The sequence below is a fragment of the Cucumibacter marinus DSM 18995 genome (assembly GCF_000429865.1).
GTDB lineage: Bacteria > Pseudomonadota > Alphaproteobacteria > Rhizobiales > Devosiaceae > Cucumibacter > Cucumibacter marinus.
Genome location: NZ_AUCR01000010.1, coordinates 159,110 through 182,584 on the forward strand (window position 1 = coordinate 159,110; position 23,475 = coordinate 182,584).

The following is a 23,475-nucleotide window of genomic DNA, read 5'->3' on the forward strand; positions in this document are numbered from 1 at the left end:
CCATGCCATCCGAACTCAAGCCGGGCGTTCAGGCGTCCGGTTTCGATACCCCCGGTCTTGCGGTTGAAGGCGCGACGGTCACCTATCGCAACGGCCATACCGCGCTCTACGACGCCAGCTTTTCCATTCCCGCCGGCACCATCACCGCGCTGGTGGGGGTCAACGGCTCGGGCAAATCGACATTGTTCAAGGCGATCATGGGTTTCGTACCTGTCGCCCGTGGCACTGTCTCCGTGCTTGGTATGCCCGCCAACGAGGCGCTGAAGAAAAACCTCGTTGCTTATGTCCCCCAGGCCGAAGAAGTCGACTGGAGCTTCCCGGTGCTGGTCGAGGACGTCGTGATGATGGGCCGATACGGCCACATGAACTTCCTGCGCATTCCGCGCCAGGCCGACCGCGACGCGGTTCAATCCGCGCTTGAGCGGGTCAATATGGCCGGCTACCGCAAACGCCAGATCGGTGAACTGTCCGGCGGCCAGAAGAAGCGCGTCTTCCTGGCCCGGGCCCTGGCCCAGGACAGCAAGGTGATCCTTCTCGACGAGCCGTTTACCGGCGTCGACGTCAAGACCGAGGAGGCCATCATCAAACTCCTCAAATCGCTGCGCGATGAGGGCAGGGTGATGCTGGTCTCGACCCACAATCTGGGCACGGTGCCCGAATTCTGCGACCGCACCGTTCTGCTCAACCGCACTGTTCTCGATCATGGCCCGACTGCGGAAATCTTCACCCACGACAATCTCGAAAAGACCTTTGGCGGCGTTTTGCGCCACTTCGTGCTGGGTGGCGAGGAACTGCATGACGATGCCGCAACCGACACCCGTTCGGTCACTGTTTTGACCGATGATGAGCGCCCCTTCGTCATCTATGGCGAGGCCGGGGATCAGGCGCCGGCGGACAACGTCCGGACGGATAAGGCGAAAGACAGTTCCCGATGATCCTCCTCGAGCCCTTTTCCTATGGCTATATGTTCAACGCCATGTGGGTGTCGGCCCTGGTCGGGGCGGTCTGTGCCTTCCTGTCCGCCTATCTCATGCTCAAGGGCTGGTCGCTGATCGGCGATGCGCTCTCCCACTCGATCGTTCCCGGCGTCGCCGGCGCTTACATGATCGGCCTGCCCTTCTCGGTCGGCGCATTCTTCGCCGGCGGGTTGGCCGCCGGTGCCATGCTGTTTCTCAATCAGCGCACACGGCTCAAGGAAGATGCGATCATCGGGCTGATCTTCACCTCGTTCCTGGGGCTGGGCCTGTTCATGATCTCGCTCGATCCTGTCTCGGTTGATATCCAGACCATCATCCTGGGCAATATCCTCGCCATCACGCCCGAGGATACGCTTCAGCTCGCCATCATCGGATTTGTCTCGCTCGCGGTGCTGCTGCTCAAATGGAAGGATCTGATGGTCACCTTCTTCGATGAGAGCCATGCGCGCTCGGTCGGGCTCAACCCGGATCTCTTAAAGGTGATCTTCTTCACGCTTCTGAGCGCCTGTACCGTCGCCGCCTTGCAGACCGTGGGGGCCTTCCTGGTCATCGCCATGGTCGTCACCCCCGGCGCCACGGCCTACCTTCTCACCGACCGGTTCGAACGGCTTCTGATCATCTCGGTGGTGATCGGTGCGGCCACCAGCTTCACCGGCGCCTATGTCAGCTATTTCCTTGATGGCGCGACCGGTGGTGTCATCGTCGTGCTGCAGACCGTAATCTTCCTCATCGCCTTTTTCCTCGCGCCCAAGCACGGTCTGTTTGCGGCCCGCCGCCGCGCCGCGGAAACGCTGAGGCAGCTGGAGGCCGCAGAATGACTGCCTTGATGGACAGCCTGCTGCTGCCGTTCCAGTTCGAGTTCATGCGCAACGCGATGCTGATCTCGGTGCTGGTGGCGCTACCTGCCGCGCTCCTGTCGGCCTTCATGGTGCTGAAAGGCTGGTCGCTGATGGGCGACGCCATCTCGCATGCCGTGCTGCCCGGGGTCGTTCTGGCCTATATGGCCGGCCTGCCCCTGGCTGTTGGTGCTTTCGGTGCCGGGATGAGTTGTGCACTGCTGACTGGCTATCTCAGCGAAAATTCACGCATCAAGCAGGACACGGTGATGGGTGTCGTCTTTTCCGGCATGTTCGGGCTTGGCATCGTGATGTACACCGGTATCCGCACCGATGTGCATCTCGATCACATCCTGTTTGGCGACATGCTCGGCATCGGCCTGCCAGACCTCATCGAATCCGGCTTGATCGCGGTGATCGTTGCCGTGATCCTGATCGTCAAATGGCGCGATATCCTGCTGCACGCCTTCGATCCGGCCCAGGCCAAGGCCGTCGGCCTTCCGGTTACCCTTCTGCACTACGGGCTGCTGGCCATCCTGTCTTTGACCATTGTCGGTGCGCTCAAGGCCGTCGGCATCATCCTCGCCATCGCGCTTCTGGTGGCGCCCGGTGCCATCGCCTTTTTGATCACGCGGCGGTTCTCGCACATGCTTGTTGCCTCCGCCCTGATCGCGGTCGCAGCCGCCTTTTTCGGGGTCTATTTGAGCTTCTTCCTCAATTCTGCCCCGGCTCCGACCATCGTTCTGCTGATGACTGGCGGGTTCATTCTGGCCTTCATCTATTCGCTCATCCGCACCGCGCGCATCAGCCGGCAGGCAGCCCCTGCCTGAGCGCCGGGGCCCCGCCAGTGCTTGGCCATCCGGTCAGGACCGTTGTGCCACGATGATGTGCGGGACGATCTGCCCGGCCTCGAGGCCCGCGAGATAGCCGGTGAATTTCTCTGTGGCATTCTCGCCGACCAACAGATGCAGTCCGAGCGGCGGCGGGCCATCGCCGGCATTCTCGAACACCTTGTGAAAATAGCCGATCGCGTAGTCTGTGAGGTCTTTTTCCGCCTCCACCTCAAAGCCGGCATCGGCCATCAGATCCCGGGTTTCCGCCGGGGACTTGAGAAAGCTTGTCGCCGCAGTCTCGGCCCAGGGCACCGGATAGGGGACCCCCGGTGCAGAGCCCTTCATCACGTCGAACACCAGGAACCGGGAACCCGGCTTCAACACCCGGAACACCTCGCGATAGAATCCGGCCCGGTCTGCAATATTCATACCGACATGAAAGGTGATCGCCGCATCAAAGCTGCCCTTTTCGGCGGGGATGGACAGCACGCTGCCGGTTTCGAACCGGCATTTGTCGCCAAGCCCCGTCCGGGCCGTCAGAGCCCTGGCCGTTTCAGTGAATTCCGGCGTGAGGTCGATCCCGGTGACCTGGCAGCCATGGTTGGACGCGATCAGCCGGGCGGTGCCGCCGAGCCCTGACCCCGCGTCGAGCACATGCATGCCCGGTTCGAGCGGCAGCATGTCGAGCGCCATCAGACTCGCCTCGCGTCCGCCGGTATGAAATTCGTCAACCGGGGCGAGCGTCTCGATTTCCGGCTGCGAGGGGTCGCCACCGGCGGCAAGCACCCCGTCGAGAATGGTTTCGGTCAGACCCGCCTTGCCATAGTGGGCGGCGACATCACGTTCGATCAGGTGGTTCATGATCTCCTCCGCTATTGAGTGTCTGCCCCAACAAAAGCAGCACACCCGCTGGGCGGATAGTCCAGAAAATGGAGTGTTCCTTGCAGCGCTGTTTGTTACCATCACCGCTGAACGGTGAAAGGGGGAGACAGCCCGAAGGTGACGAACCCGTTCGAGGGAGAGGCCTATGAAGTCCTATGCCCAGTTCTGTCCGGTCGCCAAGGCTGCGGACATCTTTTGCGAAAGATGGACCGCTCTCATCATTCGCGACCTCGCATGGGGGGCGACCCGTTTCTCCGAACTCCAGCGCGGCGTGCCGCTGATGTCACCGACTTTGTTGTCCCAACGCCTCAAGCGTCTTGAGCGCGAAGGCATCGTCAAGGTCGACAAGCGGCCCGGCGAACGTGGCCGGCACTATCGGCTGACTGCAATGGGCGAGGATTTCGTGCCTGTAATCGATGCCCTGGGGGTCTGGGGACAGCGCTGGTCGCGCCGCGAGCTCGAGGATGACGAAGTCGATCTGGGTCTGCTGCTCTGGTCGATCGAGCGCCGTGCCGCCCCTGACGCCTTCGAACGGTCACCCGCAGTTGTGCAGCTCACATTTACCGATCAGCCAGACGGCTTTGAGAATTGGTGGTTTCTCAACGAGGAAGGCGCTTGCGAGGTCTGCCGCGACGATCCCGGTTTCGGGGTCGATATCTATCTGACCGTCTCCTTGCCGGACATGATCCGGATCGTACGCGGTGATATCGCCATTCCGGCAGCTCTCGACCAAGGCGCCCTCGAGGCCCATGGCAGTGCGACCGCCCGGCGCGCGCTAGCCGGTTGGCTCAACCTGTCCCCGCTGGCTGCAATCCCTTCGCGCCGGAACTGACGCACACCCCGGTTTGTTGCAATTGTCACTAAACTCGGCCACTCTTGCCCAACGGTAGGAGGAACGGGCCCATGTGGACGTTGTGGACGCCTTGGACCAACACCGCACCCCGCATGCGCCGCAAACAGCGCCTGGTGGGCACGGTGGCCTATGCAATAGCATTGCTGTCGATGATCCTGGCTGCGCCGGTTGCGCATGCGGCCGGCAAGGTAGCGCTGGTCGTGGGCAATGGTGCCTATGAACACGCAGCCCCGCTGGCCAATCCGGCGGCGGACGCCATGGCCGTCAGCGCCAAGCTGGAGAGTCTTGGCTTTGAGGTTCACACGGCGGTTGACGCCACCCAGACCCAGCTTCTCGACACCCTCGCCGGTTTCAACGCGGCGTTGAGCGGAGCGGAGGCGGCTGTCTTCTATTATTCCGGACACGGCTTGCAGCTCGGCCAGGAGAACTACCTGCTGCCGGTCGATATCGATGTGCGCAACGAGCTCTCCGTGCGCTACGGGGCCATTGGCATCTCCGACATTCTGACCGACATCGAGCGCCAGGCCGACATCACCATCGTGGTTCTCGACGCCTGCCGCGACAATCCCTTTGCCGAGGATCTGCGCCGCGCCGCCGGTGACACGCGGTCTGTTGCGGTCTCCCGCGGGCTGGCACCCATGCGGCCTTCCGCCTCGGGCACCATCATCGCCTATGCGGCGGCGGCCGGTGATGTCGCCTCGGACGGAACAGGTGAGCACAGCCCCTATACCGAGGCGTTCCTTGAAGAAATCGACCGCCCCGGCGCCGAAGTCGGGCTGATCTTCCGTCGCATCGCGGGCCGGGTGATCGAGACCACAGGCGGTGATCAGCGCCCCGAATTGCTGGTGCGGCTGACAAGCGAGTTCTATTTCTCCGCGCCAGAACTGGTCGAGGTGGCCACGCCGCCAGCCCCGGACGGAACCGATGACAGTGTGACCACGGAGGTGGCCGAGGCCACGCCAGAAACGCTGCCGGAAACCCGCACCACCCAGCCGGCAATTGAGGAAGCTGCCTCTCCGGTCAGGCTCGACCGCAGCGACGAGCTGTCACCCGCCCGCTGGGGCTATGACGCCACCTTGCACCCTCGCCCGATCTATCTGCCCCCGGCCCCGTGGGAAGCGCCCGTCGGCCAGCAGCGTGAAGAACAGGGCGAAAACGGCAATGTGACCACCTCGCAACTTCTGGGCCCGAACGACACCTGGCGGATCGCCATTCTGCCAAGAGGTGACCGCGACTTGGCCCGTCTGCCCATTGGCCGGACAGGCACATTGGGAGTGCGGGCGAGGGGTCTGCCCGCCGAGATCGATCTGGCCGCCCGGCTGCTCGATCAGGACCGCAACGTCATCACCAACTGGACGACGGCCCCCCGGCCCGGCGGCGATTTCGAGATGATTTCCGATATCGCGCGCCCCGGCATCTATCTGCTTGAAGTGGCCGACGGCAGCTCCGACGCCGAGAGCCCCGAAGGCATCGACCTGGCGCTCGAATTTACCCCGTCGCCGGACCTCTATGAGCCCAATGAGACTTTGGGGGCTGCGCGAGAGGCTGCGCTGAACGATAGCCGTCGCCACACCATCCTGCCCAAGGGCGACGCGGACTGGTTTGCGCTGTCTGCGCCGGTGTCCGGTGAATTGATCATCGAGGCTCTCGATGTGCCGGACAATCTCGACATCTCCTTCCGCCTGCTTGATGGCGAACGCAATATCATCATGAACTGGGCCCGCGGTCCGCGCACCGGCGGCGACACCTATGCGGTGGCCGATCTGCCGCGCCCGGGCACTTATTTCCTCGAGGTGCGCGACGGCGACAACAATGAGCGTTCGGTCGAACCCTTCACCCTGCGCACCACCTTCACCGAGAATGTCGATGTATCCGAACCCCACAATCTGTTGAGCGCGGCCTATCCGATCGCCGAGAATTCCGAGCTCGACATGACCATCTTCCCCAAGGGAGATGTCGACTGGCTGGCCGTCACTGTCGATCAGCCCGGCATGCTGGAGCTCGAGGCGACCCGGTCGCCAGCCAATCTCGACATCGCCTTCCGGGTTCTCGATGGCGAACGCAACATCATCATGAACTGGCTGACCGCGCCCAGAAAGGGCGGCCAGAACTATGCCTTCGCCGATTTCGCCCGCCCCGGCACCTATTTTGTCGAGGTGCGCGATGGCAGCAATGACGAGCGGTCGATTGATCCGTTCAAGCTCAACACCACCTTCACGCCGGCGCCGGATCAATATGAACCCAATGATTCAATGAGCGCGGCCCGCAATCTCACCCCGGGCGGGACGACCGCCTTCACCATCCTGCCGCTCGGGGATCACGACTGGTTCCGCGTCAGCGTCGACACGCCGGGCGAACTGGCGATCGATATCGATGAGGGGCCAAAGGATCTCGATATTCACGTCCGCGTGCTCGACGCCGACCGCAATATCGTCCTCAACTGGGTGGCGCCTTACGCGCCGGGCGGACTGACCGAGGCGATTGCCGATCTGCCGCGAGCCGGCACCTATTTCCTCGATATCGCCGACGGCAACTCCGATGCCCGCTCGGTTGAGCACGCGACACTATCGACCCGCTTCACCCCGTTGCTCAACGCCCATGAACCCAACAACACGCTCGGCGCGGCCACGCCAGTGACCCTCGAAGGCGAAACGTTTGCTCACATCCTTCCCAAGGGCGATGGCGACTGGTTCCGTATCGAGGTGCCGGGCCCCGGGAGCCTCGATTTCACCATCGATCAGGTTGCCGAAGCGCTGGATATCTCGGTGCGTGTTCTCGATCCCGACCGCAACATCATCATGAACTGGATCAACGCACCGCGCCCCGGCGGCGTCACCACTGCAACCACCGATTTCGAGAAAGCCGGCACCTATTTCTTCGAGATCCGCGATGGCGGCTCGGACGCCCGCAGCCCGCAGCCGTTCCGGATCACCCGCGCCTGGCGCCCGGCTGGATGAGGGGAGGGTGGCGCGCGCTTTTTGGACCGGTGTGGCGCGCCGGTTGAGAGGCCCGGCGCGCTAGGACTTGACGTAGCGATAGACCTCATGCGGCCCATGCACTGACAGATCGATAGTACACTCATAGTGGGCGCCAAGGCCCTCTGCCACGCGCTTTGAGGCCGCGTTCGCAGGATCGATATAGCTTACGAGCGTATCGAGCCCCATCGTGGTGAAGGCATGATCGCGGATGCGCCCGGCCGCCTCGCTGACAACGCCCTTGCCGCGCGCTTCGGGCAACAGCCAGTATCCCATCTCGATTTCCGGCCAGCCATCGGGCTCCATCAGCCCGGCATCGCCCAGAAGCGCACCGTTGTTCCGGTCTTCGATAGCCCATTCCCCGAAACCCTTGAGCGCCCAATGTCCCAATAGCGACGCGAATCTTCGCCAGGCCGTTGTCCGGTCCGCTGGCCCACCGACATAGCGCGACTGCAATGGATCCGCGTAGAAGCCGGCAAACGCCTCGAAATCATCGAGCTGCCAGGGTCTCAGCACAAACCGCTCGGTCTCGATCCGGGGAATGGAAATCACGAGGCTAGTCCTCTTGCAGAAGGCCGTTGCGTGAAACACTAGGCGCTTCGCCAAGCAATGGCGACCCGGGAGACTCCTCGAAGTGAAAAACTGGCGCACCCGATAGGATTCGAACCTATGACCTCTGCCTTCGGAGCTGGTCTAAGGGCCTATCCGAATTGCACGATAGGGCACGCCAGAGCACGATAACCAACTGAAATATATTGATTTTCAGTATCGGCCCTCCGAAGTCTCTATCCGAGAATACGCCTTGATTTCCGCCCGCGTGCTTGCGTGGTGCTTACTCGAAATCGGGGCTTCCGAGGGACGGGAGCATGACCAAACTGACCAAAAGGTTTGTAGAGGCTGTCGAGCCGCAGAGCAAAGGTCACGTCGTCTGGGACGACGAATTGCCGGGCTTCGGTCTTCGCGTCTATCCCTCCGGAAAGCGCAGCTACATCGTCCAGTATCGGTCTCGTGGCCGATCGCGCCGCTACACGATCGGCCTCCACGGCGTATGGGCGCCCGAGACTGCGCGCCGCGAAGCCAAGGCCCTGCTCGGACAGGTCGCTCATGGCGGCGATCCTGCTGAAAAACGCGAGGAAGATCGCAAGGCGCTGACCATCAAGCAGCTCTGCGAACAGTACATCGCCGACATGGAAGCTGGCCTCATCCTGGGAAAAGGCGGCCGGCCAAAGAAGGACACCACCATCGCCACCGATGTCGGCCGTATCCGCAGGCACATCATTCCCCTTCTCGGGACGCGAAGTGTGCGGGACATCACCAAGCCGGACATGAACAACCTGATGAAGGACATCATCGCCGGCAAGACACGCGTGACCATGAAGACCGAAAAGCTGCGCGGAAAGGCCATCGTGCGCGGCGGTCGCGGCACCGCGATCCGGACGATGGGCCTGCTCGGCGGCATCTTTTCATATGCCGTCGAGGCCGGAGTGATCGAGCACAATCCTACGCATGGCCTTCGCAAGCCGAAATACCAGGTCCGCGACCGTCGCCTCAGCGAAGCTGAGTACCGTACTTTGGGAGACATCCTTCGTCAGGCTCAGCAAAGCGACCGCTACAGGATACATGCCGAGATCCTTAGGCTAATTACGCTGAGCGGCTGCCGACGCGGAGAAATCGTCAACCTCAAATGGAGCGAGGTCGATCTTGATGGTAGTTCCCTGCGATTAGTCGATAGCAAGGAAGGCTCTTCGGTCCGCCCGGTAGGCCTTCCAATCGTGGAATACCTGGAGAAGGAACGACCGCACAGAACCGGAACGTACGTCTTTCCCGGCCAAGGCATCGACAACGCAGTCGGCAATTTCCCGCAGAGTTGGAAGAAGCTGTTCAAGGAAACCCCGCTGTGGGACGTGACGCCTCACGTACTGCGGCACAGTTTCGCGAGCATCGCCAACGACCTGGGCTTCACAGAGATCACGATCGCAGCATTGATCGGGCACGCGAAAGGTTCGGTGACGAGCAAGTACGTCCATACGCTCGACTCCACACTGATCATGGCTGCAGACACCGTGTCTGGCTACGTAAAAGCCCTGCTCGAAGGCGGCGAGTTCAGGCGGAACACCTACACGCTGGATCGCCAATCCCGCAAAAGCGCCATTGATCAAATGCTTAGAAATTCACGACCTGCGAGGTGAGCAACAGGTTGTTCCAGCGCACCAAGCCATCGAACTCACGCGATTGCGGCCTCATAATTGAAGGAGAAGACCTCCGCGAACTTTGGCGCCGCCAGATTCGGCAGTGCTTCATGAATGTTGTAGAGACCGGTTTTCCCGGTAATAGGTTCTCCCTTTTGAAGCGGGAAGTTTCGCAGCGCGGGGAAGGGATCCCTTTGAAGCCAATCAAATAGCCTGCAAAGGCCGTTGCTCATTGCAGCAAGCCGAGACACACGCTCGTCGTCTGCAAAAAAATTCAATTGATTGCAGTCCGCATAGAGGATCAGCACCACCTGATCTTGGGGGCCCAAGAATGGAATGGCGAGGTAGGACACTGGAATCTTGCTGAGATCACCTTTTTCGGTGTCGTGAAGGTCGGCGTGGAGCGCCTCCACACTGTCGTAGTGGTGTGTGCGCCAGATCGTTCCCGAACCATAGGCGGCGCCCATGATACGATCGTTCACTGGAAAAAACCGGCCAACGGTACCATTCGCATTGACTCCGGATTCCTCAAGGTATGCGCAAACCTGCTGGAGATATCCATCCCCCTCACGACTCACTGCGCGATGCATCGTAATCCGAAGACCGGGAACATCGCCTTCTTCGCGGAGATAGCCGTCCACGGCTGCCAAGAAGGGCAAGACAGCCAGTTGGGAGGCAGGCGGCACCGGTTCGGGGTGCTTATAGAGATTTTCCGCCATGGTGAGATCCTTTTCTAATCGATTTTTGAGCGGGGGTTCGGAAACGCGCCGGGCTGCCAAAGGCGCCTAGTCACCTGTTTCCGACTGTCCTTCATTTCCGTCAGGCGAGTCTCCAAATCAGTATGATCCGCGATCATATCACGGAGATGCTGTACGGTGTCCGCCCCGTAGCGGCAGAGCACATGGTCACGCGAAATACCGTTCTTCGGAGCAAATTCACTCGGCTCTTCGAAACTCAACGAAAACGCTCCACATCGATACAAAAGGAATGTCATCAACCGATTCAGAACCGAACTCCGCTGACCAAATATCTCTGAGAACCGCGCAATCTTCCCATCTCTGCCAGAAATGTGCAGGACGACGGACGTGTCTTTGCGCACCCTGTTGGATATTTCCTGTTTCGCGCGCACGAGTCGGTTTTGATCGTATCCGGTCAGAAGCTCATATAGGTTCGCGTCGTCACCAATCTTAGAGATGTCATTCCTGAAAACCTCCTCTACGGGTTCAAGATCATCCCCAAATAGCTCGTACAGGATCGTATCTTGACGATAACGTTCGACAGTCAGCCTACAAAGGTCGACTAAAGCGCCATCACCAAATCCAGAAATAAGGTAGCGGTGGTGCGCTCCGTTGAGCGCCGGCTGTGCCAATTGATCATTTCGCCAATAAGATGACACAGGGAACTCATCGGCCCCGCTTTCAAGGCCGAAGCCACTGGCTAGAACAATACAGTCGAACGTCGATGTGCCACCTTCGGGCTGATCTAAGTCGAAAAAGGCTCCGGTTCTTTTCGATCGCGTGCCGACGTAATCGATGGTTTTATCACCGACGTTCAGCGTGAAATTGCGGAGCCCTAGGTAGACGGAGATACGGTCACCGTCCGCTGCGAATCCATCGCAAAACTGACCGAACTCGTTCAAAATGGTCCGGGCGACGTCTGATGCTCTCCCCTCAGACCAGTTGAGCACGGGTAGAGACGCACCCGGCGCCCGACTCCCGAAATATGGCCAGTCATAGATTCTGGGGTGTAGCCAACGCCCGTCAGCGCCTTGCTGAATCGGGCTCAAATCCCACAGTTTCTCAAAGATAGTGACTTTTGTAGTCGGCTCAAACAGAGATAGAAGGCACGCGGCCATCGTGAGGCCACCAATGCCGCCACCTACTACAGCGATATTCTTAATCGGATAGCTTTTCCGTCGCTCCCATAATGCCCATGCGAGATTATGAGCGCGGACCTGTTGATTATAGACGGTGACGCCTCGCTCTAAGCTCCCCAAAAGGTAACATCCATCGGCTAACCGGTAGGCCGCTTCGATTTCGGATGCTCGTGCTTCAACATCAACAGTCATATGTTGCCAGACCCAAAAGTACTGGCCAATATGTTAATCTCGATTCAAGGCGTATACTACCTTTTGTCACGGTCGCCGTGCGATCTCGTGTCATTCACGAATTTCCTCGCACGAACTTGTGAGCAAACGCGTTCTTATAGCCGGAGCACGCCCGACAACGGCCGCCAATGATGTGCGTGCAAACACCAGATTGCCGCGATCCATGTGGAGAGACATCTACGAGTTCTTCCTTTTCATTGTCACGTAGAAGTTGGAAGCGCAGTGCCGCCGCCGCAATCTTCGCATTCAGCGAGATTGACGACAATGGGATGAAGGCTTGGGTAATACGCGTAGATATTCGCTCTCGCGGTACCTACGCTTATCTGGATGGTATGAGTATTCGCAGCGGGGGCGGAGCTCAAATTACAGACCTACCCATTCAACAAAATCAGATCTCCGCTTCTGCACCCTCATGAGCGCATCTTTCACGACCGAGGGCCGCTTCGACACGTTGATGACCAGTGTATCCATCGCTCGGGTCAGTGGGATCATCATCCATTGCGCGGCAAAAGCCGCCGCAAGATCATCCTTCGTTTCAAATAACCCGCCAAGATCCGGCGGCGATGCCAGCCATTGTTCGTATTTGTAATCATAGAAATCATCAAAGGCGTAGTTGATCACGGTCCAGCCTTCGAGCCCGCGGCAGGAGTCGTATTGCACGATCCGCAGAGCGTCGCGCTCCGTTGGATAAATTTCCCGGACGTCAGACGATGATGCGTCCCAAACGACGCCTCCGTTCTGGCGAATAGTCCGTCCCGGTATCGAGTAGGTATCTTCACCATCGCGGACCACCAACGATGGCGGAACGCACGCAAGTAGATCGACAGGGTAGTTTCCGAGTTCCGCGGCTTCCCCGAAAATCTGACTCAACAACGCAGTTTGACCGGACATGTCACCCTCAACGATGATGACCCGTCCTCCATTGGCGTCTGGATTTGGTTCGAGGTCCCAGTTCTGAAGGCCGAGGGAATTAGCACAATCGGCTACGAAATGCGCGAGACTAGCCTTCATTCTCAGGCACCGCCGCAACCGGCGCGGCCGCATCTTTTCCCGTGCAAGTCCCGATGACCAATCCGCTACGGATGCCCGCACATACTGATCGACTCCGTCGGCCACAACAATGCGTTCCGGTTGGTAGACTGCCCGCAAAATCTCGATTTCATTGGATGGCCAATCCTGCCCTTCATCGACGAAGATTGCGTCCCAGGCAAAATCATCGGCGTTATCCTGAAGGACGCTCTCAAGGTCATCACTGGAAAGCGCTCCGCTACGAATGTAGTCTAAGAGAGTTTCCTTGTGTTCCTCGTAGCGCTCCAAAAAGCTATCGTAAGTCTTGATGATGCCGAGTTCATGCATCAGGCGGCCGACGAACGCATGCACCGTTTCAATCCGAATGCCGCCTTTTTCGATCTGGTGAGGGACACCGAGCAGTGCCATCGTGCGTCTCATGTCGGCGACAAGTGCCTTGTTGTAGGTCAGCACGAGCGACCGCATCCGGTTACTGTCGTAAGCACGGTACGCCATCTGAAGAAGAATGACGGTCTTCCCAACGCCGCCTCTGCCACGGACTACGACTTGCCTATGTGTCAGATCATCGAGCCAGGCCTCGGGCAGTGCTGCCTTGACAATGCGATCCATGCGCCGCCGGTCGAGCGGCGTGGGCTCCATGGTCTGAAGCAAAGCGGTCTCTGACGAAAAGATTGAATCGAAGACGTCCTCCGAGCCGAAGCTGAGCGTTACGCGGCGGTCGTTGTTAGCCGGAGACGACACTTGGCCCAAAATGTTGAGAATGCGTTCGAAGCTCGCATCGATGCCGAAACAGTTGTGCGGCCGATTAGGGAGGTCGGGCTCACGCAGTCCGGAAAAGAAAATCAGATCCTGGAGATAGATCTTCGGCACACCGTTCCGCGCAAGGTACTTCTTGAGTTCGAATAACTGCTGCCGGGCCTTCTCGGTCACGCACTCCCAGCCTCTGGGATACCTTACCGAAGCAACCTTGTCGTCGAACCTAACACCCGTCGCATCGTGTGATTTGGCCTCAATGACAAGGGCGAAGTTGCGCACCGAAGCGCGCCGCGGAACGAAAGGCTCGCCCTCGCGCGGATAGAATTTGAACTCAATGTCAAACTCGCGTGGCTCAGAGAACTGCCCCACCACAAAAAGGTCGATGTCTTCGATCGGATGTCCGTAAAGCTTGAGGCCAACGAAAATCTTCACATGATCGTCGGGGTGCTGGCTGAGGTCGGGCCAGACGGCAAGCAATTGCTTACGCAAATGCAGGGCTGCCTCGTATTCTTTCCCTTCGCCGACGCCAACCAGTTCTATCATCTACTTCAACCGGTGATCTGCTGGTAGATGGTGCGCGTTGCCGTTGGAAGGTTACCCCGTATCACGAGTTCATTCTCGACAATCACCTGGTACTCAGTGCCGCTGTCGCGAAATTCAGCTATCGCCGGATCAGCGGGATGACCTGTCGTCAAAGGCCCCGAAAGCGCAATGACGAACTTCCGACCTTTGCATTCAGCAAGAATTGGAGCCGTGACTGACTTTCCATTTCCATAGGCGATTTTTAGCCCAGCCTCGAATGTCGCCATCCCCTCGTCGCGCCGGAGGAGGTCGTTCAGCAACAAGGCTGTAGATCGCTTGAGGCGTTCAGCGCTGAATCCGGGATTCAGTCCTGTCAGCAGATATTCCAGCAGTTCAGCGCCCACATGCCTGTCGAGCAGGCGATGTTCGAACTTATTCTTGAAGCTCCGCAAACAGCGGTAGCACGAAGCGTCGCAGTCCTCGGGGCAGGTTTTCAGCAATTGGAGTGCGCGCTGGAACAGCTCAAGTCCGCGATCTGCAAACTGACTCGCAAAGCCCGCGCCGCCAGGAAGCGTGTCATAGAGAAAGATCTCTGCTTCCAACCCGCTTTTACCCGCAGGAGTGAGCGCAGGTCGATACTCGGCCATCAACTCGCCAGGCTCGATCTCCAGTATCTGGCATGCCGCCTTGGCAAGTGCTTCGCTGACAGTTCGCAGCGCGACATCCGTTGAATAGTGCCCCGGCTTCAGTTTGAGCGGTGCGGCCACGCGCATTGAGAACAGCGCGATGTCCGTAATGAAATCGGTGCCAAGCACCAGGTGGCGTGTCGGTCCAATGCCATCACACATGAGTTTGTCATCATCATCCGGATACGGCTTGCGGTGAGGCGCCGCCAGGATCGGCGATGGGGTGTTGCTCGCTTCTATTCGGCCGCATTTGACACAGTAGTTGTATCCTTCTTGCTGCGGACCCGTATTCGACACCAGGAGGTGTCGCCGGGTTTTCAGACTACGGATTCGCTCATTGGCTTCGGACCAGCCCTCATCGTCTCCCGGCGTTCCCATCGTCAACTTCGCTCGGGTGGCGTAGCTGGTTTCCGGAATTTCGTCGGGAGACGTCATCTCCTCGACGCCGATCGGGTGAGCGAACCCCGGCGGCCGCATCCAGTAGCGAGCGGGCCCAAATGTGTTTTCGCCACCGCATGCCTCGCAATCAGTCGTGTCATTGCGGACGATTTCACCCGCTTCGAACGTCCTCGCGAAACCACAGTCGCTGCATTCCATGTAGAGACGTTTGCTCTCCCAAGCGTGGAAGCGGTCGTCCTTCATGACCGAATAGATGGCCCCCGAGGTGTAGCACTTGCCCGCAATCCAGACCTGTTTGTCCGGCGCATATTGGGAAAGCGCTATCGGCAAGCCCTGTGAGGGCGCGAATTTCATGATGTGCCTGTGGCGGGACGACCGGTCGCGGTCGAATACGTTGAAGGTCGCAACATCAGTCGGAAATGCGTATCGAGGGAGCTTCCCGCAGTAAAGGAGGCGGTCCAGCATCTTGCCGGGGCTGGAAGCCTGCTGCGGGTGTTCTTCTCCTTCCTCAGCTGCTTCTTCGTCACCTGCGGTATCGGCGTCGTCGTCATCCTCGGTCTCGTCCTCTTCACCGGGACCAGGGGCGATGGCCTCGCCCACAGCTTGAAGGCAATCACTGACGAACTCACCTAGGAGAAGAGCCCGATCGTCTCCGGATAGTTGCTCAGGAATCCACCCGGCTATGCGGGTACGCAACGTCTCCTCATTGTCGGCGAGCCATGCCGCGAAGTCATCCCGATTCAAGAGCGAATCCGCCTTCCGAAAACCGGAGACACTTCCCAGAACAGAAAACAGGTCGTGTGGTTGGTCAGGGTCGATGATCGGAAGGCGATCCTGGTGATAGTTCTGCAGGAGGAACGCGCGGATGTGGCGGCGCACGATCTCAGGGTTGTCCAATGTCAGTTTCGGGTCGACGACATCACCCCGGATCATCTCGTCGGGCTGGGAGAAATAGTGCTCATCATGGGTGTCTGCGCTCCCAAACGCGACGACTGTGGCTACAGCATTGCCGCGGCGACCTGCACGGCCTGCCCGCTGCTGATAGTTAGCACGCCCAGGCGGCATGTTTCGCAGGGCCACGCCTGACAATGCTCCGAGGTCGATACCGACTTCCATAGTCGTCGTGCTGGACAAAATGTCGATTGCGGTGGAACGCCCTCCAAGACCGCTCCCACTCAGCGCGATATCCTGGAACAAGAGCTCATTTTCTTCTGCTTTGGAGAACACATCCTCGTTTTGCGGCGCGTTTAGCTGGGCAGTGTGTTCAGCGGCAATGAGAGCCATCGGCTGCCGCGGCGGGTCCTCAAGGGCCTGCGTAACCGGTTTGCGATAAAAACCTTTGCGCGCAAGAAAGACCGGGTCGGCATCTGGATCAAGGGCGGAGACGGTATCACTTCCGCAGTCAAGGCAGCTTTCAATGCCAGGGATAGGACGATGGACCGATTTGCAACTTGAGCAATGCATCCAGGCACCATCAAACTGGAGCGAAAGCTCGCTGCCGTTCAGGCACCGATACCCACTCTCCACTGATTGCGTGAACCACTTGAGCAGTTCCGGCGACCAGCTATCCCAAAAGACCTTCCTGGCGGCCTTATCGTCGATGACGGATTCAATTGCCTTGATCTTGGCTTTCGGGTTTCGCGGCTTGACCCGAAATCCTTCTGATGGCGGCCGATTGATCCAGGTGCCCGGCATCTGCGCAAGCCTGAAGCCGTTGTTGTTCCAGCACCGCAACCAGTAGCGCGCGATCGCAAGTTTGGCCTCATCGTTCTCAGCGAATCCCGGTATCGGCGGCAGGCCCAATATCTTCTTTGTGTGGCGATCGCTTTCTTTCAAAGTTGCGAGCGCCAGGGGTTCCATCCCCCAAAACCTGTCGGTCAAGGTCGTCAGCATGCTGCTAAGCAGCGACTCCGGCGGACGGTGAGCCCGAATTTCCAACAACAAGCTCAACAAGGTCGACGGATCTTCCAGTTCATCCTGGCGGACCGCCTCGTCTACAACTTCTTCAGCATCAAAGTTTTCCCCGCCCCGCATTTCCGGACGCAGGCGCACGTTCAGGCGTTTGGACGCGAGCAACACACCAAAATAAAGGTCGTCAAGATTCAGGTGCGGGCGAATTGCATTCTGTTCCTTGAGCCAATTGAAGCCGCTGATGATCAGGGGGCGGAGAGAATCCCGTTCGGAATACATCTGCAGATTTGGTGCCAGACGAGCTGCCACCTGCCGGGAGTCCGAGAAGGCGAGCACTTTGCGGCCTCGCAGCGGAGCAAATGGTGTCGCTTCCTTTGGCCCAGGAGGCTGAATTTGAATTTGTCGGGCCAGTAACGCCTGAAAGGGCTGGTCGCCCTTGGTTTGATGGTCCTGCACGTAGCTTCGCCCAAAGCGTGCGGTCTTGCCGCAAACCGCACACGGAGTGAACTGGCCGCGCGACTCGAAACCGGTGTCGTTCTCATTCTCGTCGTCGGCCGTATCGGTGAGCCGATCCTGCCGGATGAAGACCGTTCGCATGCGCGGTCCGGGAGAGAGCGGATTCAGTTGTCCTGTTTCCAGATCGTAGTCGGCAGGTTCGGCGCCATCGTCGTGCGCCGGTTGCTCAAGAAGCAAATCGATAGGCAGCAACGGGCTCGTCTCGCCACTCGCCATGCGCAACTGCTCTCCCGGCTCGGACCAGAGAGCACGCGGTGAATCGACGTCGTCGGTATAGGCGCGAGCGTAGGCGGTTCCGCAGTTTCGGCAGGTGAACAGCTCGAGCACCCGGGCCCCGCAGCCGCATTCTTCTGACGGCTGTGAGCACATTTTTCCGCAGATGCCATCACGTTGATCCTCGGAGAGCTCGCTGCAGCCCGGATCCATACAGACCCAAAGGCCAGGCAAGCCCCGAAAGAAGTTGTGTATGCGGCAGGGCAGCAGTCCGGGTAGATTCGGCTCCGGCCTCGCAACGCTTCCGAGCGCCATCAGGACAGTAACGGCTTCGTCGGCAGTTTTGGCCGGAACATCACCGGCAAACAGAAAAGTACCAAGCTCGGCGATGGGCCGGGCTTCCTTCATGGTCGCATTAATCAGTGCGCACATTGCAGGGAGCGATTTCAGCGCATCGAAGAGCCCACGTTCTGTCGATTCCGCACCCGTGACGCCTCGGTAGTCGAGCAATGGCGTGATCAATGCCAGCTTGGCATCGTCGGTATCCGCCTCGTAGAACGCATTCAGATCAATCCCGGAAAGGGCTTCGGCGTCCTCCAACGTTCCCTTCCCAGCACCTTCCTTGAGATCGAGTGTGCCTTCGATTGGAACGAAGGTATCAGCCGGGATGCCGGAGAGCTGCGATCCAAACGCCGGGGCATAATCAGCATCTTTGAAACTCGCTGTCGCGCAGATAATCCGGAAACGGTCTTCCGGGACACCGATCCGGTCCCGCAACCGTCTTAGCAGCAATCCCACTTCTGCGCCGGCCGCACCGCGATAGAGGTGTGCTTCGTCGAGCACCACCAGAAAGGTCTCATCTGGGTTGTCAGCAAGCCACTCACGTGTCCTGTCAAAGATAGGTCGCTCGATTGGTCGCATGAGCATGTATTCGAGCATCGAATAGTTCGTGACGAGCAGGTCAGGCGGTGCGGCATGGACCTCGTGTCGCGTCAGAAGTTCGGAGTCGTCAGGTAGCGTAACTGCCCTGACGAACTCTCCCGTCTTCCGGTCTTGCCAGGCGCTGCCCTTTTGCCCGAACCAGGCTTCAAGATCGGGTTTTGCTGGCCATTTGCCGCGATCCTTCAAGGCGGTCAGCAACTCAACAGCCTGTGCCTTCTCTTCGGCATCTTCGCTCTCCGCACGCCTGAGCACGTCGACGTAGAAGCTGTCGAAGGATTGTAGTCGTGACGAATCCTTCTTCGACGTGCGAATGCCTGCATAAGGGGTCCGGCTTGTATATCGGGCAAATCGAGGTGGGCGGCCACACCACTCCTTGAAGGAACTGACGAGGCGCGGGTCGCCCAGCAAGGCGCGAAGTCGCCCCAACTGGTCGTTTACGAGCGCATTCATCGGGTACATGATCAGCGCCCGCATCGCGGGCTGCTCAGCGAAGACACTGGGACGCGTTTGCGCCTCCTGCGCAAACTTGCCCAGGATCGGAAGAAGGAATGATTCCGTCTTTCCCGAACCCGTCCCGGTCATGATGACCAGATTCTTTCCGTCGATGAGATTGTGACGAAGCGACTCAGCCTGGTGCTTGTACGGAGGATCGTAAATCAACCGCGGAAGGTCTTCGCTCGGAGAACTCAATCGTGAAAAGAGCGTCTGCGCGGCCGACGGCAGTCCGACCATTGAGCCGAATGTATCGCCCGTTTGGTATTTAGGCGTCGATTCGAGATAAGGGACGCGATGAATGATGCCGTCACGTTCAAGAAGGTGTTGCCGCTGCGCAATCAACGACGGGGCACTTATGTGGTATGTCGCCTCGATATAGTCACTCAGCGAGCCGTGCAGGTTTTCTATAGTTTCTTTAATTGTCTGCATACTTGTCCCCCCTCCCGCATTCTTACGCATCCGTTGACACCAGCCACAAGTTTTCCTGAAGGTTTTTTTCTTCTTCAGCAGCCTCTGCCACGGGAATCTCGTACGCGAACAAACTGCGGCTACGTGGACGTTCGTGACCGAGAACCATCAATCGGCGCTGCGCCCAGAGTGGCAACGGCGAAAAGAAATCGAAACGGACACCGGCATCTGTAGCGCTGCGCCTGTATTGCTGCGGATGTCCCGCGATGCGGTCAATCGCCATCTGTAAGTGCCACGCGGCATCGCATCCGCGCCAACGAAAGTGCCTGGGAGGCAAGTCGACGATCCGCTTCAACGTGCCATCGACGAGTTCTGCGAAGCTCCAGAGCGGCGCGCCGAACTCCTGCGGCCGGCGTGCGACAAATGTACCGGTCTGCCCACGCGGTGCGCCCCATCGCCCGCGATAGTAGGTCACCTTGGTATCTCGATCGAGGATCTCGAGACCGGATACCGGTCCGCATGTCGGCTGAGAGGCCAGTTGATTTTCGAAACGTTGGATCAACTGTTCAGGGGTCTGCGCCTTGGGCGATCGGAGCCACACGGACTCAGACAACTGATGCAGTCCGTGCGCGATCAACTGCTCGATCAGATCCTCGCCAGGCTCGGGTGCGATAAACTGCGTCACGTGGGAGCGGACCACGCGCCGCGCCAGGTGTTCCGGCAACAAGATGTCCTGATCGGGAGCGATTCCGGTCAAGAAGATGCTTCCGGTACGGCGAACCACAAAAGATGGCGGCGCCGCAAAAACCCAGGTTCCTTTGGCGTCTGGGTCATCGGTCGCGACATCGGATAGCTCTAGCAAGTCACCGGCGACGATCATGGCCTCGGTAAGATTGTCCAGCCGATCGGCGAGTGCTCCGAAGACCGGCTGCAAGTATGCAAGGCTTTCCATGAGGGCAGCGCGAAGCGCGGTCCTTGAACATGGACAGTGTATCCCTGCTGCACGTCGCAGGAGGCCCGCCAACAGAATGTCGTCAAGCCCAGAAGACTCGATCCCGATGCCAAGCGACGTACGGCAGCAGCCCAAAACCTCATCCGGAGTGAGTTCAGTGATCGTCATTCCCACCTCGGCAGCAACTCTATGGGCCCATTTTCCACGCACGCATGGCTGAGCGCGACGATCCGGGCGCCGCGCAGCAACAGAGGTTTCGCCAGAATGCGTTTGAGAAGGTCCGGCAGCCTGTCACGGTAGAGGCGCGGCACCTCGTGCGGACGGCTGGCTATCTCGACTGCCAGGGAGCAAAGCGCTTGGTCGGAACAAACGCCATAGCGTGCGGCCAAATCGGCATACCAGCCCACAATCGCCTTCCTTCCACCTTCGATGCTCAGGGCATCACGACGCAGCACGGACGGAAAACCTCCCCTGTGATCAAGCAACGATTGCAGATGATCGAGACCCTTTTCACGATCGCTGCTTCGCATGAAAGCGGCCTCGGCTCGGCCCCAATCTCGACCGGCCAAGGCCCCATAAAGGCGAGTGGTCAGGCCAACCACGACCTGGCCCCGCCGTGCGTTGGCAAGGAAGCCCGCAAGCCGCGCTGACCTCCAATAGCGCAATATCCTCATATGCTTGATGATGGATTTGGGGCTGTCGGCAATACTGGCGTAGACAGGATGAACACCCAAGCCCTCCAGGCCGCTACCGGACAGCCCGGTGCTGACGATCACCAAGTCCCGGAACTTGCCGTGTTGGACGATATACAGCCCGCCTGGCGACTGGACATCGAACCCCGCAAGGGCTTCTCCAGCATCGAGGCGCTCGATCCTGGTTGGTGTCTCCATGTTGAAAAAGCGGCATTTCGGTTCCGCGTCTTCTTGCCCTGTATCGTCGACAAGCCGAAGCGCAATGGCTTCGCCTTGATGACGCAAGACCCAGCGGACCGGTAGCGCATCGTGGTCGAACCGGACGACGAACCGCCCAAGTTCCTGCCCCTCGATTGTGAGAAGGCCGGAAGCGGCCTCAAGGTATCGCCACTCCGCGTGTTGCTGCTGCAGGAATTCCTGGAACCGCCTTTCCCAAATTTCTGGAAGAATCGGCAGGTCGACTGGTGGGCAGACCTGGGCGCTGTAGATCTCCTCGCCCTTGGCATCCTCAAGGCTCACATGCGGGGTAACCTGACGACCTTCGGGACCGAAAACCGTTAGGTCCAACTGATTCTCCCAAAACACGTCCAGCGTGGCGTCATGCGGATTGCTATTGACCACAAGGCCTACATGCGAGGTCGCTCCGGGTATCCATGGCTCAGGCTCACGTATTCTGAGTTCCAGGAAACCTTCATTTGAGGGCGGTGCTGTGGTTTCATCCAGAGCCGCACTTCGGTGCGCTTTGACGTTGAGGCGATATGTCCCGGCCGCCAATTGCGGTAGTTGAATGAAGGTTGGCTGTCCCGGCTTTCCGGCCGGAAAGGTAGCGGTCGCGACATCACCGAGCGTGACCCGGTAGGAGTCCACGGGATGATCGGGAACGATCCCGAAACACGGTTTTTCGGTCGTCAGCCATTCGCTTCGCCCTTCTCCATCCCAGTTCCGGCCGGGCAAACCGGCAGGCCAGACACGGATGGTTCTGGCAAGTTCGAGATTTCGTATCCGCAGCCATTGAATATATGCGGCGGTCACATCGGAAGGCACCGAAACTCGGATGGCGCGGATATCGCTGCATTCGATGGCGCAGCCTGTCATGCCTTCTTGCAGGTCTTCGAATTCATCGGGTGACGCCAAGATGTAATCATTACCGGGACGCATCAGGCGGCTGGCAATCTCGCGGGCGATGCCGTCGGCGCCAATGCGGAAGAGCCAGATCGGACCCGGGCTAATCCGGCATTCGCTCTCAAGAAGATGATCGACGATTCCGTTGGAGGACTCAAAACTGACCAGCGGTCTGGATGGGTCAGGCCATGCTTTGAGAACCGCACGGCGGTTACCGGACAGGACCCAGCCGGCCGGCCGTCTGACATCATCGCCATTTAACTTCGAACGGGTTCGCCGAAGAAACTGCTGGATCTCCGGGTTGAGAGCGGCAATTGGCTTGAAATTGGGAACGTCGATCACGAGCGTCCAACGCCCGTCGCCGGCATATCGCAAGCGCAGATCGGGCCGAACATCGGGCCTGGCTTCCCGCAGCCTTCGCTCGACGGAATCCAGGCCGTCTCCGAAAGATCGAGGCGCCGCACCCCGACCGATGCCCTTGAAGCGGTCAGCCACAACGCGACTTGCCTCTCTGAGCCAACCGCGGGCGTGACGCATCTGCTCAAGATCGGCGACGATCCGATCGAGCGTAGCGGGCAGAAGCGGCTCTTCACCTTCACGTGGATCTTGGTGGAGAAGCGCAAGGACGATACGGCCGACCAGTTCCTCTTGCTGAAGAAACTGCTCGAAACGTGTCGACGCGTAATAGACATTACTCGCGATCAAACGGCCAATTACCGCAGGCTCGATCGTCGTCAGCCGCGCGAGCGTGAAGCGCAAGTCATATAATGTCCGGGCAAATTGCTGCTGCAAATAGCGGGGCAAAACGGCATGGGTAATCGGCCAGGCGATTATGCTGAAATGCGACGCCCACGGTCCGGAAGGAACTACGCCATTGTAGGTTGAATGGAATTTCGAGAACCAAGCCGTAACCCGGTACCGGTCTCGGGAATCCCAGCCGGGTGTGACATCTTCGAAAGACTGCCAATATTCACCGCCTTCATAGGTGTATCCTCTCTCTGCTGCGTAGATTGTCCAGAGCAACCAGTGTGGCGCTAGTCTCAGTCCGGTGTTCAGGCGCGCCCGTAGCTGTTCGGCAATTTCCTCCAGTTCACCATCATCAAGACCGTGCTCCAGAGCAAAAAGAGGAAAGCCGGACGCCGCGCGACGCTCTGCAAGCGCCGCAAAATGCCGCTCCATT

Annotated in this window: 14 protein-coding genes; 6 read left to right on the forward strand and 8 right to left on the reverse strand. The window is 59.2% G+C overall.

What is annotated here, in order from left to right:
* Window positions 1-2 precede the first annotated feature (2 nt).
* Genes G489_RS19605 through G489_RS0107935 form a run of 3 tightly spaced genes read left to right on the forward strand, consistent with a single transcriptional unit; the run spans window position 3 to window position 2,643 of the window.
* The gene (locus G489_RS19605; protein WP_035872038.1) at window positions 3-935 is read left to right on the forward strand and encodes a manganese/iron ABC transporter ATP-binding protein; all 933 of its coding nucleotides are present in this window, start codon (window positions 3-5) and stop codon (window positions 933-935) included.
* On the forward strand, window positions 932-1,795 hold the full coding sequence (locus G489_RS0107930; protein WP_029041094.1) for a metal ABC transporter permease: 864 nt from the start codon (window positions 932-934) through the stop codon (window positions 1,793-1,795). Before G489_RS19605 ends, G489_RS0107930 begins: the two co-directional genes overlap by 4 nt.
* Complete coding sequence (locus G489_RS0107935) at window positions 1,792-2,643, forward strand: metal ABC transporter permease (protein ID WP_029041095.1); 852 nt, start codon at window positions 1,792-1,794, stop codon at window positions 2,641-2,643. Before G489_RS0107930 ends, G489_RS0107935 begins: the two co-directional genes overlap by 4 nt.
* 33 nt (window positions 2,644-2,676) lie before the next feature.
* Here G489_RS0107935 and G489_RS0107940 read toward each other — a convergent pair whose 3' ends face one another.
* Entirely contained in the window at window positions 2,677-3,507 is an 831-nt protein-coding gene (locus G489_RS0107940; protein WP_029041096.1) for an SAM-dependent methyltransferase, read from the reverse strand.
* 166 nt (window positions 3,508-3,673) lie between these two features.
* Between G489_RS0107940 and G489_RS0107945 the strand changes: the two genes are divergently transcribed.
* Window positions 3,674-4,360 carry a winged helix-turn-helix transcriptional regulator gene (locus tag G489_RS0107945; protein ID WP_029041097.1) on the forward strand — a complete coding sequence of 229 codons (687 nt, stop codon included), beginning with the start codon at window positions 3,674-3,676 and terminating at the stop codon, window positions 4,358-4,360.
* 71 nt (window positions 4,361-4,431) lie between these two features.
* Entirely contained in the window at window positions 4,432-7,338 is a 2,907-nt protein-coding gene (locus G489_RS21725) for a caspase family protein (protein WP_051332417.1), read from the forward strand.
* A 60-nt stretch (window positions 7,339-7,398) separates the two neighbouring features.
* Here the strand turns inward: G489_RS21725 and G489_RS0107955 are convergent, their stop codons facing one another.
* A complete protein-coding gene (locus G489_RS0107955; RefSeq protein WP_051332418.1) occupies window positions 7,399-7,908 on the reverse strand; it encodes a GNAT family N-acetyltransferase in 510 nt (169 codons plus the stop codon).
* Window positions 7,909-8,222: 314 nt separating this feature from the next.
* Between G489_RS0107955 and G489_RS0107960 the strand changes: the two genes are divergently transcribed.
* Window positions 8,223-9,545 carry a tyrosine-type recombinase/integrase gene (locus G489_RS0107960; RefSeq protein ID WP_029041099.1) on the forward strand — a complete coding sequence of 441 codons (1,323 nt, stop codon included), beginning with the start codon at window positions 8,223-8,225 and terminating at the stop codon, window positions 9,543-9,545.
* A gap of 35 nt (window positions 9,546-9,580) precedes the next feature.
* Here G489_RS0107960 and G489_RS0107965 read toward each other — a convergent pair whose 3' ends face one another.
* The 6 genes from G489_RS0107965 to G489_RS0107990 form a co-directional block, all read right to left on the reverse strand.
* Window positions 9,581-10,264 (reverse strand): hypothetical protein, encoded by a 684-nt coding sequence (locus G489_RS0107965; RefSeq protein ID WP_029041100.1) that lies wholly within the window; start codon window positions 10,262-10,264, stop codon window positions 9,581-9,583.
* Between the two features lie 14 nt (window positions 10,265-10,278).
* The gene (locus G489_RS0107970; protein ID WP_029041101.1) at window positions 10,279-11,613 is read right to left on the reverse strand and encodes a hypothetical protein; all 1,335 of its coding nucleotides are present in this window, start codon (window positions 11,611-11,613) and stop codon (window positions 10,279-10,281) included.
* A gap of 402 nt (window positions 11,614-12,015) precedes the next feature.
* On the reverse strand, window positions 12,016-13,980 hold the full coding sequence (locus G489_RS0107975) for an AAA family ATPase (protein WP_029041102.1): 1,965 nt from the start codon (window positions 13,978-13,980) through the stop codon (window positions 12,016-12,018).
* Window positions 13,981-13,985: 5 nt separating this feature from the next.
* A complete protein-coding gene (locus G489_RS0107980; protein WP_029041103.1) occupies window positions 13,986-19,550 on the reverse strand; it encodes a DEAD/DEAH box helicase in 5,565 nt (1,854 codons plus the stop codon).
* A gap of 22 nt (window positions 19,551-19,572) precedes the next feature.
* Window positions 19,573-20,649 (reverse strand): hypothetical protein, encoded by a 1,077-nt coding sequence (locus G489_RS0107985; RefSeq protein ID WP_029041104.1) that lies wholly within the window; start codon window positions 20,647-20,649, stop codon window positions 19,573-19,575.
* Window positions 20,646-23,474 (reverse strand): hypothetical protein, encoded by a 2,829-nt coding sequence (locus G489_RS0107990; RefSeq protein WP_210162592.1) that lies wholly within the window; start codon window positions 23,472-23,474, stop codon window positions 20,646-20,648. Before G489_RS0107990 ends, G489_RS0107985 begins: the two co-directional genes overlap by 4 nt.
* Between the last annotated feature and the right edge of the window lies 1 nt (window position 23,475).

Bases quoted from the DNA above. Each gene is read 5' to 3' on its own strand.
- G489_RS19605 (WP_035872038.1), top strand. From the start codon at position 3: ATGCCATCCGAACTCAAGCCGGGCGTTCAGGCGTCCGGTTTCGATACC.
- G489_RS0107930 (WP_029041094.1), top strand. From the start codon at position 932: ATGATCCTCCTCGAGCCCTTTTCCTATGGCTATATGTTCAACGCCATG.
- G489_RS0107935 (WP_029041095.1), top strand. From the start codon at position 1,792: ATGACTGCCTTGATGGACAGCCTGCTGCTGCCGTTCCAGTTCGAGTTC.
- G489_RS0107940 (WP_029041096.1), bottom strand. From the start codon at position 3,507: ATGAACCACCTGATCGAACGTGATGTCGCCGCCCACTATGGCAAGGCG.
- G489_RS0107945 (WP_029041097.1), top strand. From the start codon at position 3,674: ATGAAGTCCTATGCCCAGTTCTGTCCGGTCGCCAAGGCTGCGGACATC.
- G489_RS21725 (WP_051332417.1), top strand. From the start codon at position 4,432: ATGTGGACGTTGTGGACGCCTTGGACCAACACCGCACCCCGCATGCGC.
- G489_RS0107960 (WP_029041099.1), top strand. From the start codon at position 8,223: ATGACCAAACTGACCAAAAGGTTTGTAGAGGCTGTCGAGCCGCAGAGC.
- G489_RS0107965 (WP_029041100.1), bottom strand. From the start codon at position 10,264: ATGGCGGAAAATCTCTATAAGCACCCCGAACCGGTGCCGCCTGCCTCC.
- G489_RS0107970 (WP_029041101.1), bottom strand. From the start codon at position 11,613: ATGACTGTTGATGTTGAAGCACGAGCATCCGAAATCGAAGCGGCCTAC.
- G489_RS0107975 (WP_029041102.1), bottom strand. From the start codon at position 13,980: ATGATAGAACTGGTTGGCGTCGGCGAAGGGAAAGAATACGAGGCAGCC.
- G489_RS0107980 (WP_029041103.1), bottom strand. From the start codon at position 19,550: ATGCAGACAATTAAAGAAACTATAGAAAACCTGCACGGCTCGCTGAGT.
- G489_RS0107985 (WP_029041104.1), bottom strand. From the start codon at position 20,649: ATGACGATCACTGAACTCACTCCGGATGAGGTTTTGGGCTGCTGCCGT.
- G489_RS0107990 (WP_210162592.1), bottom strand. From the start codon at position 23,474: ATGGAGCGGCATTTTGCGGCGCTTGCAGAGCGTCGCGCGGCGTCCGGC.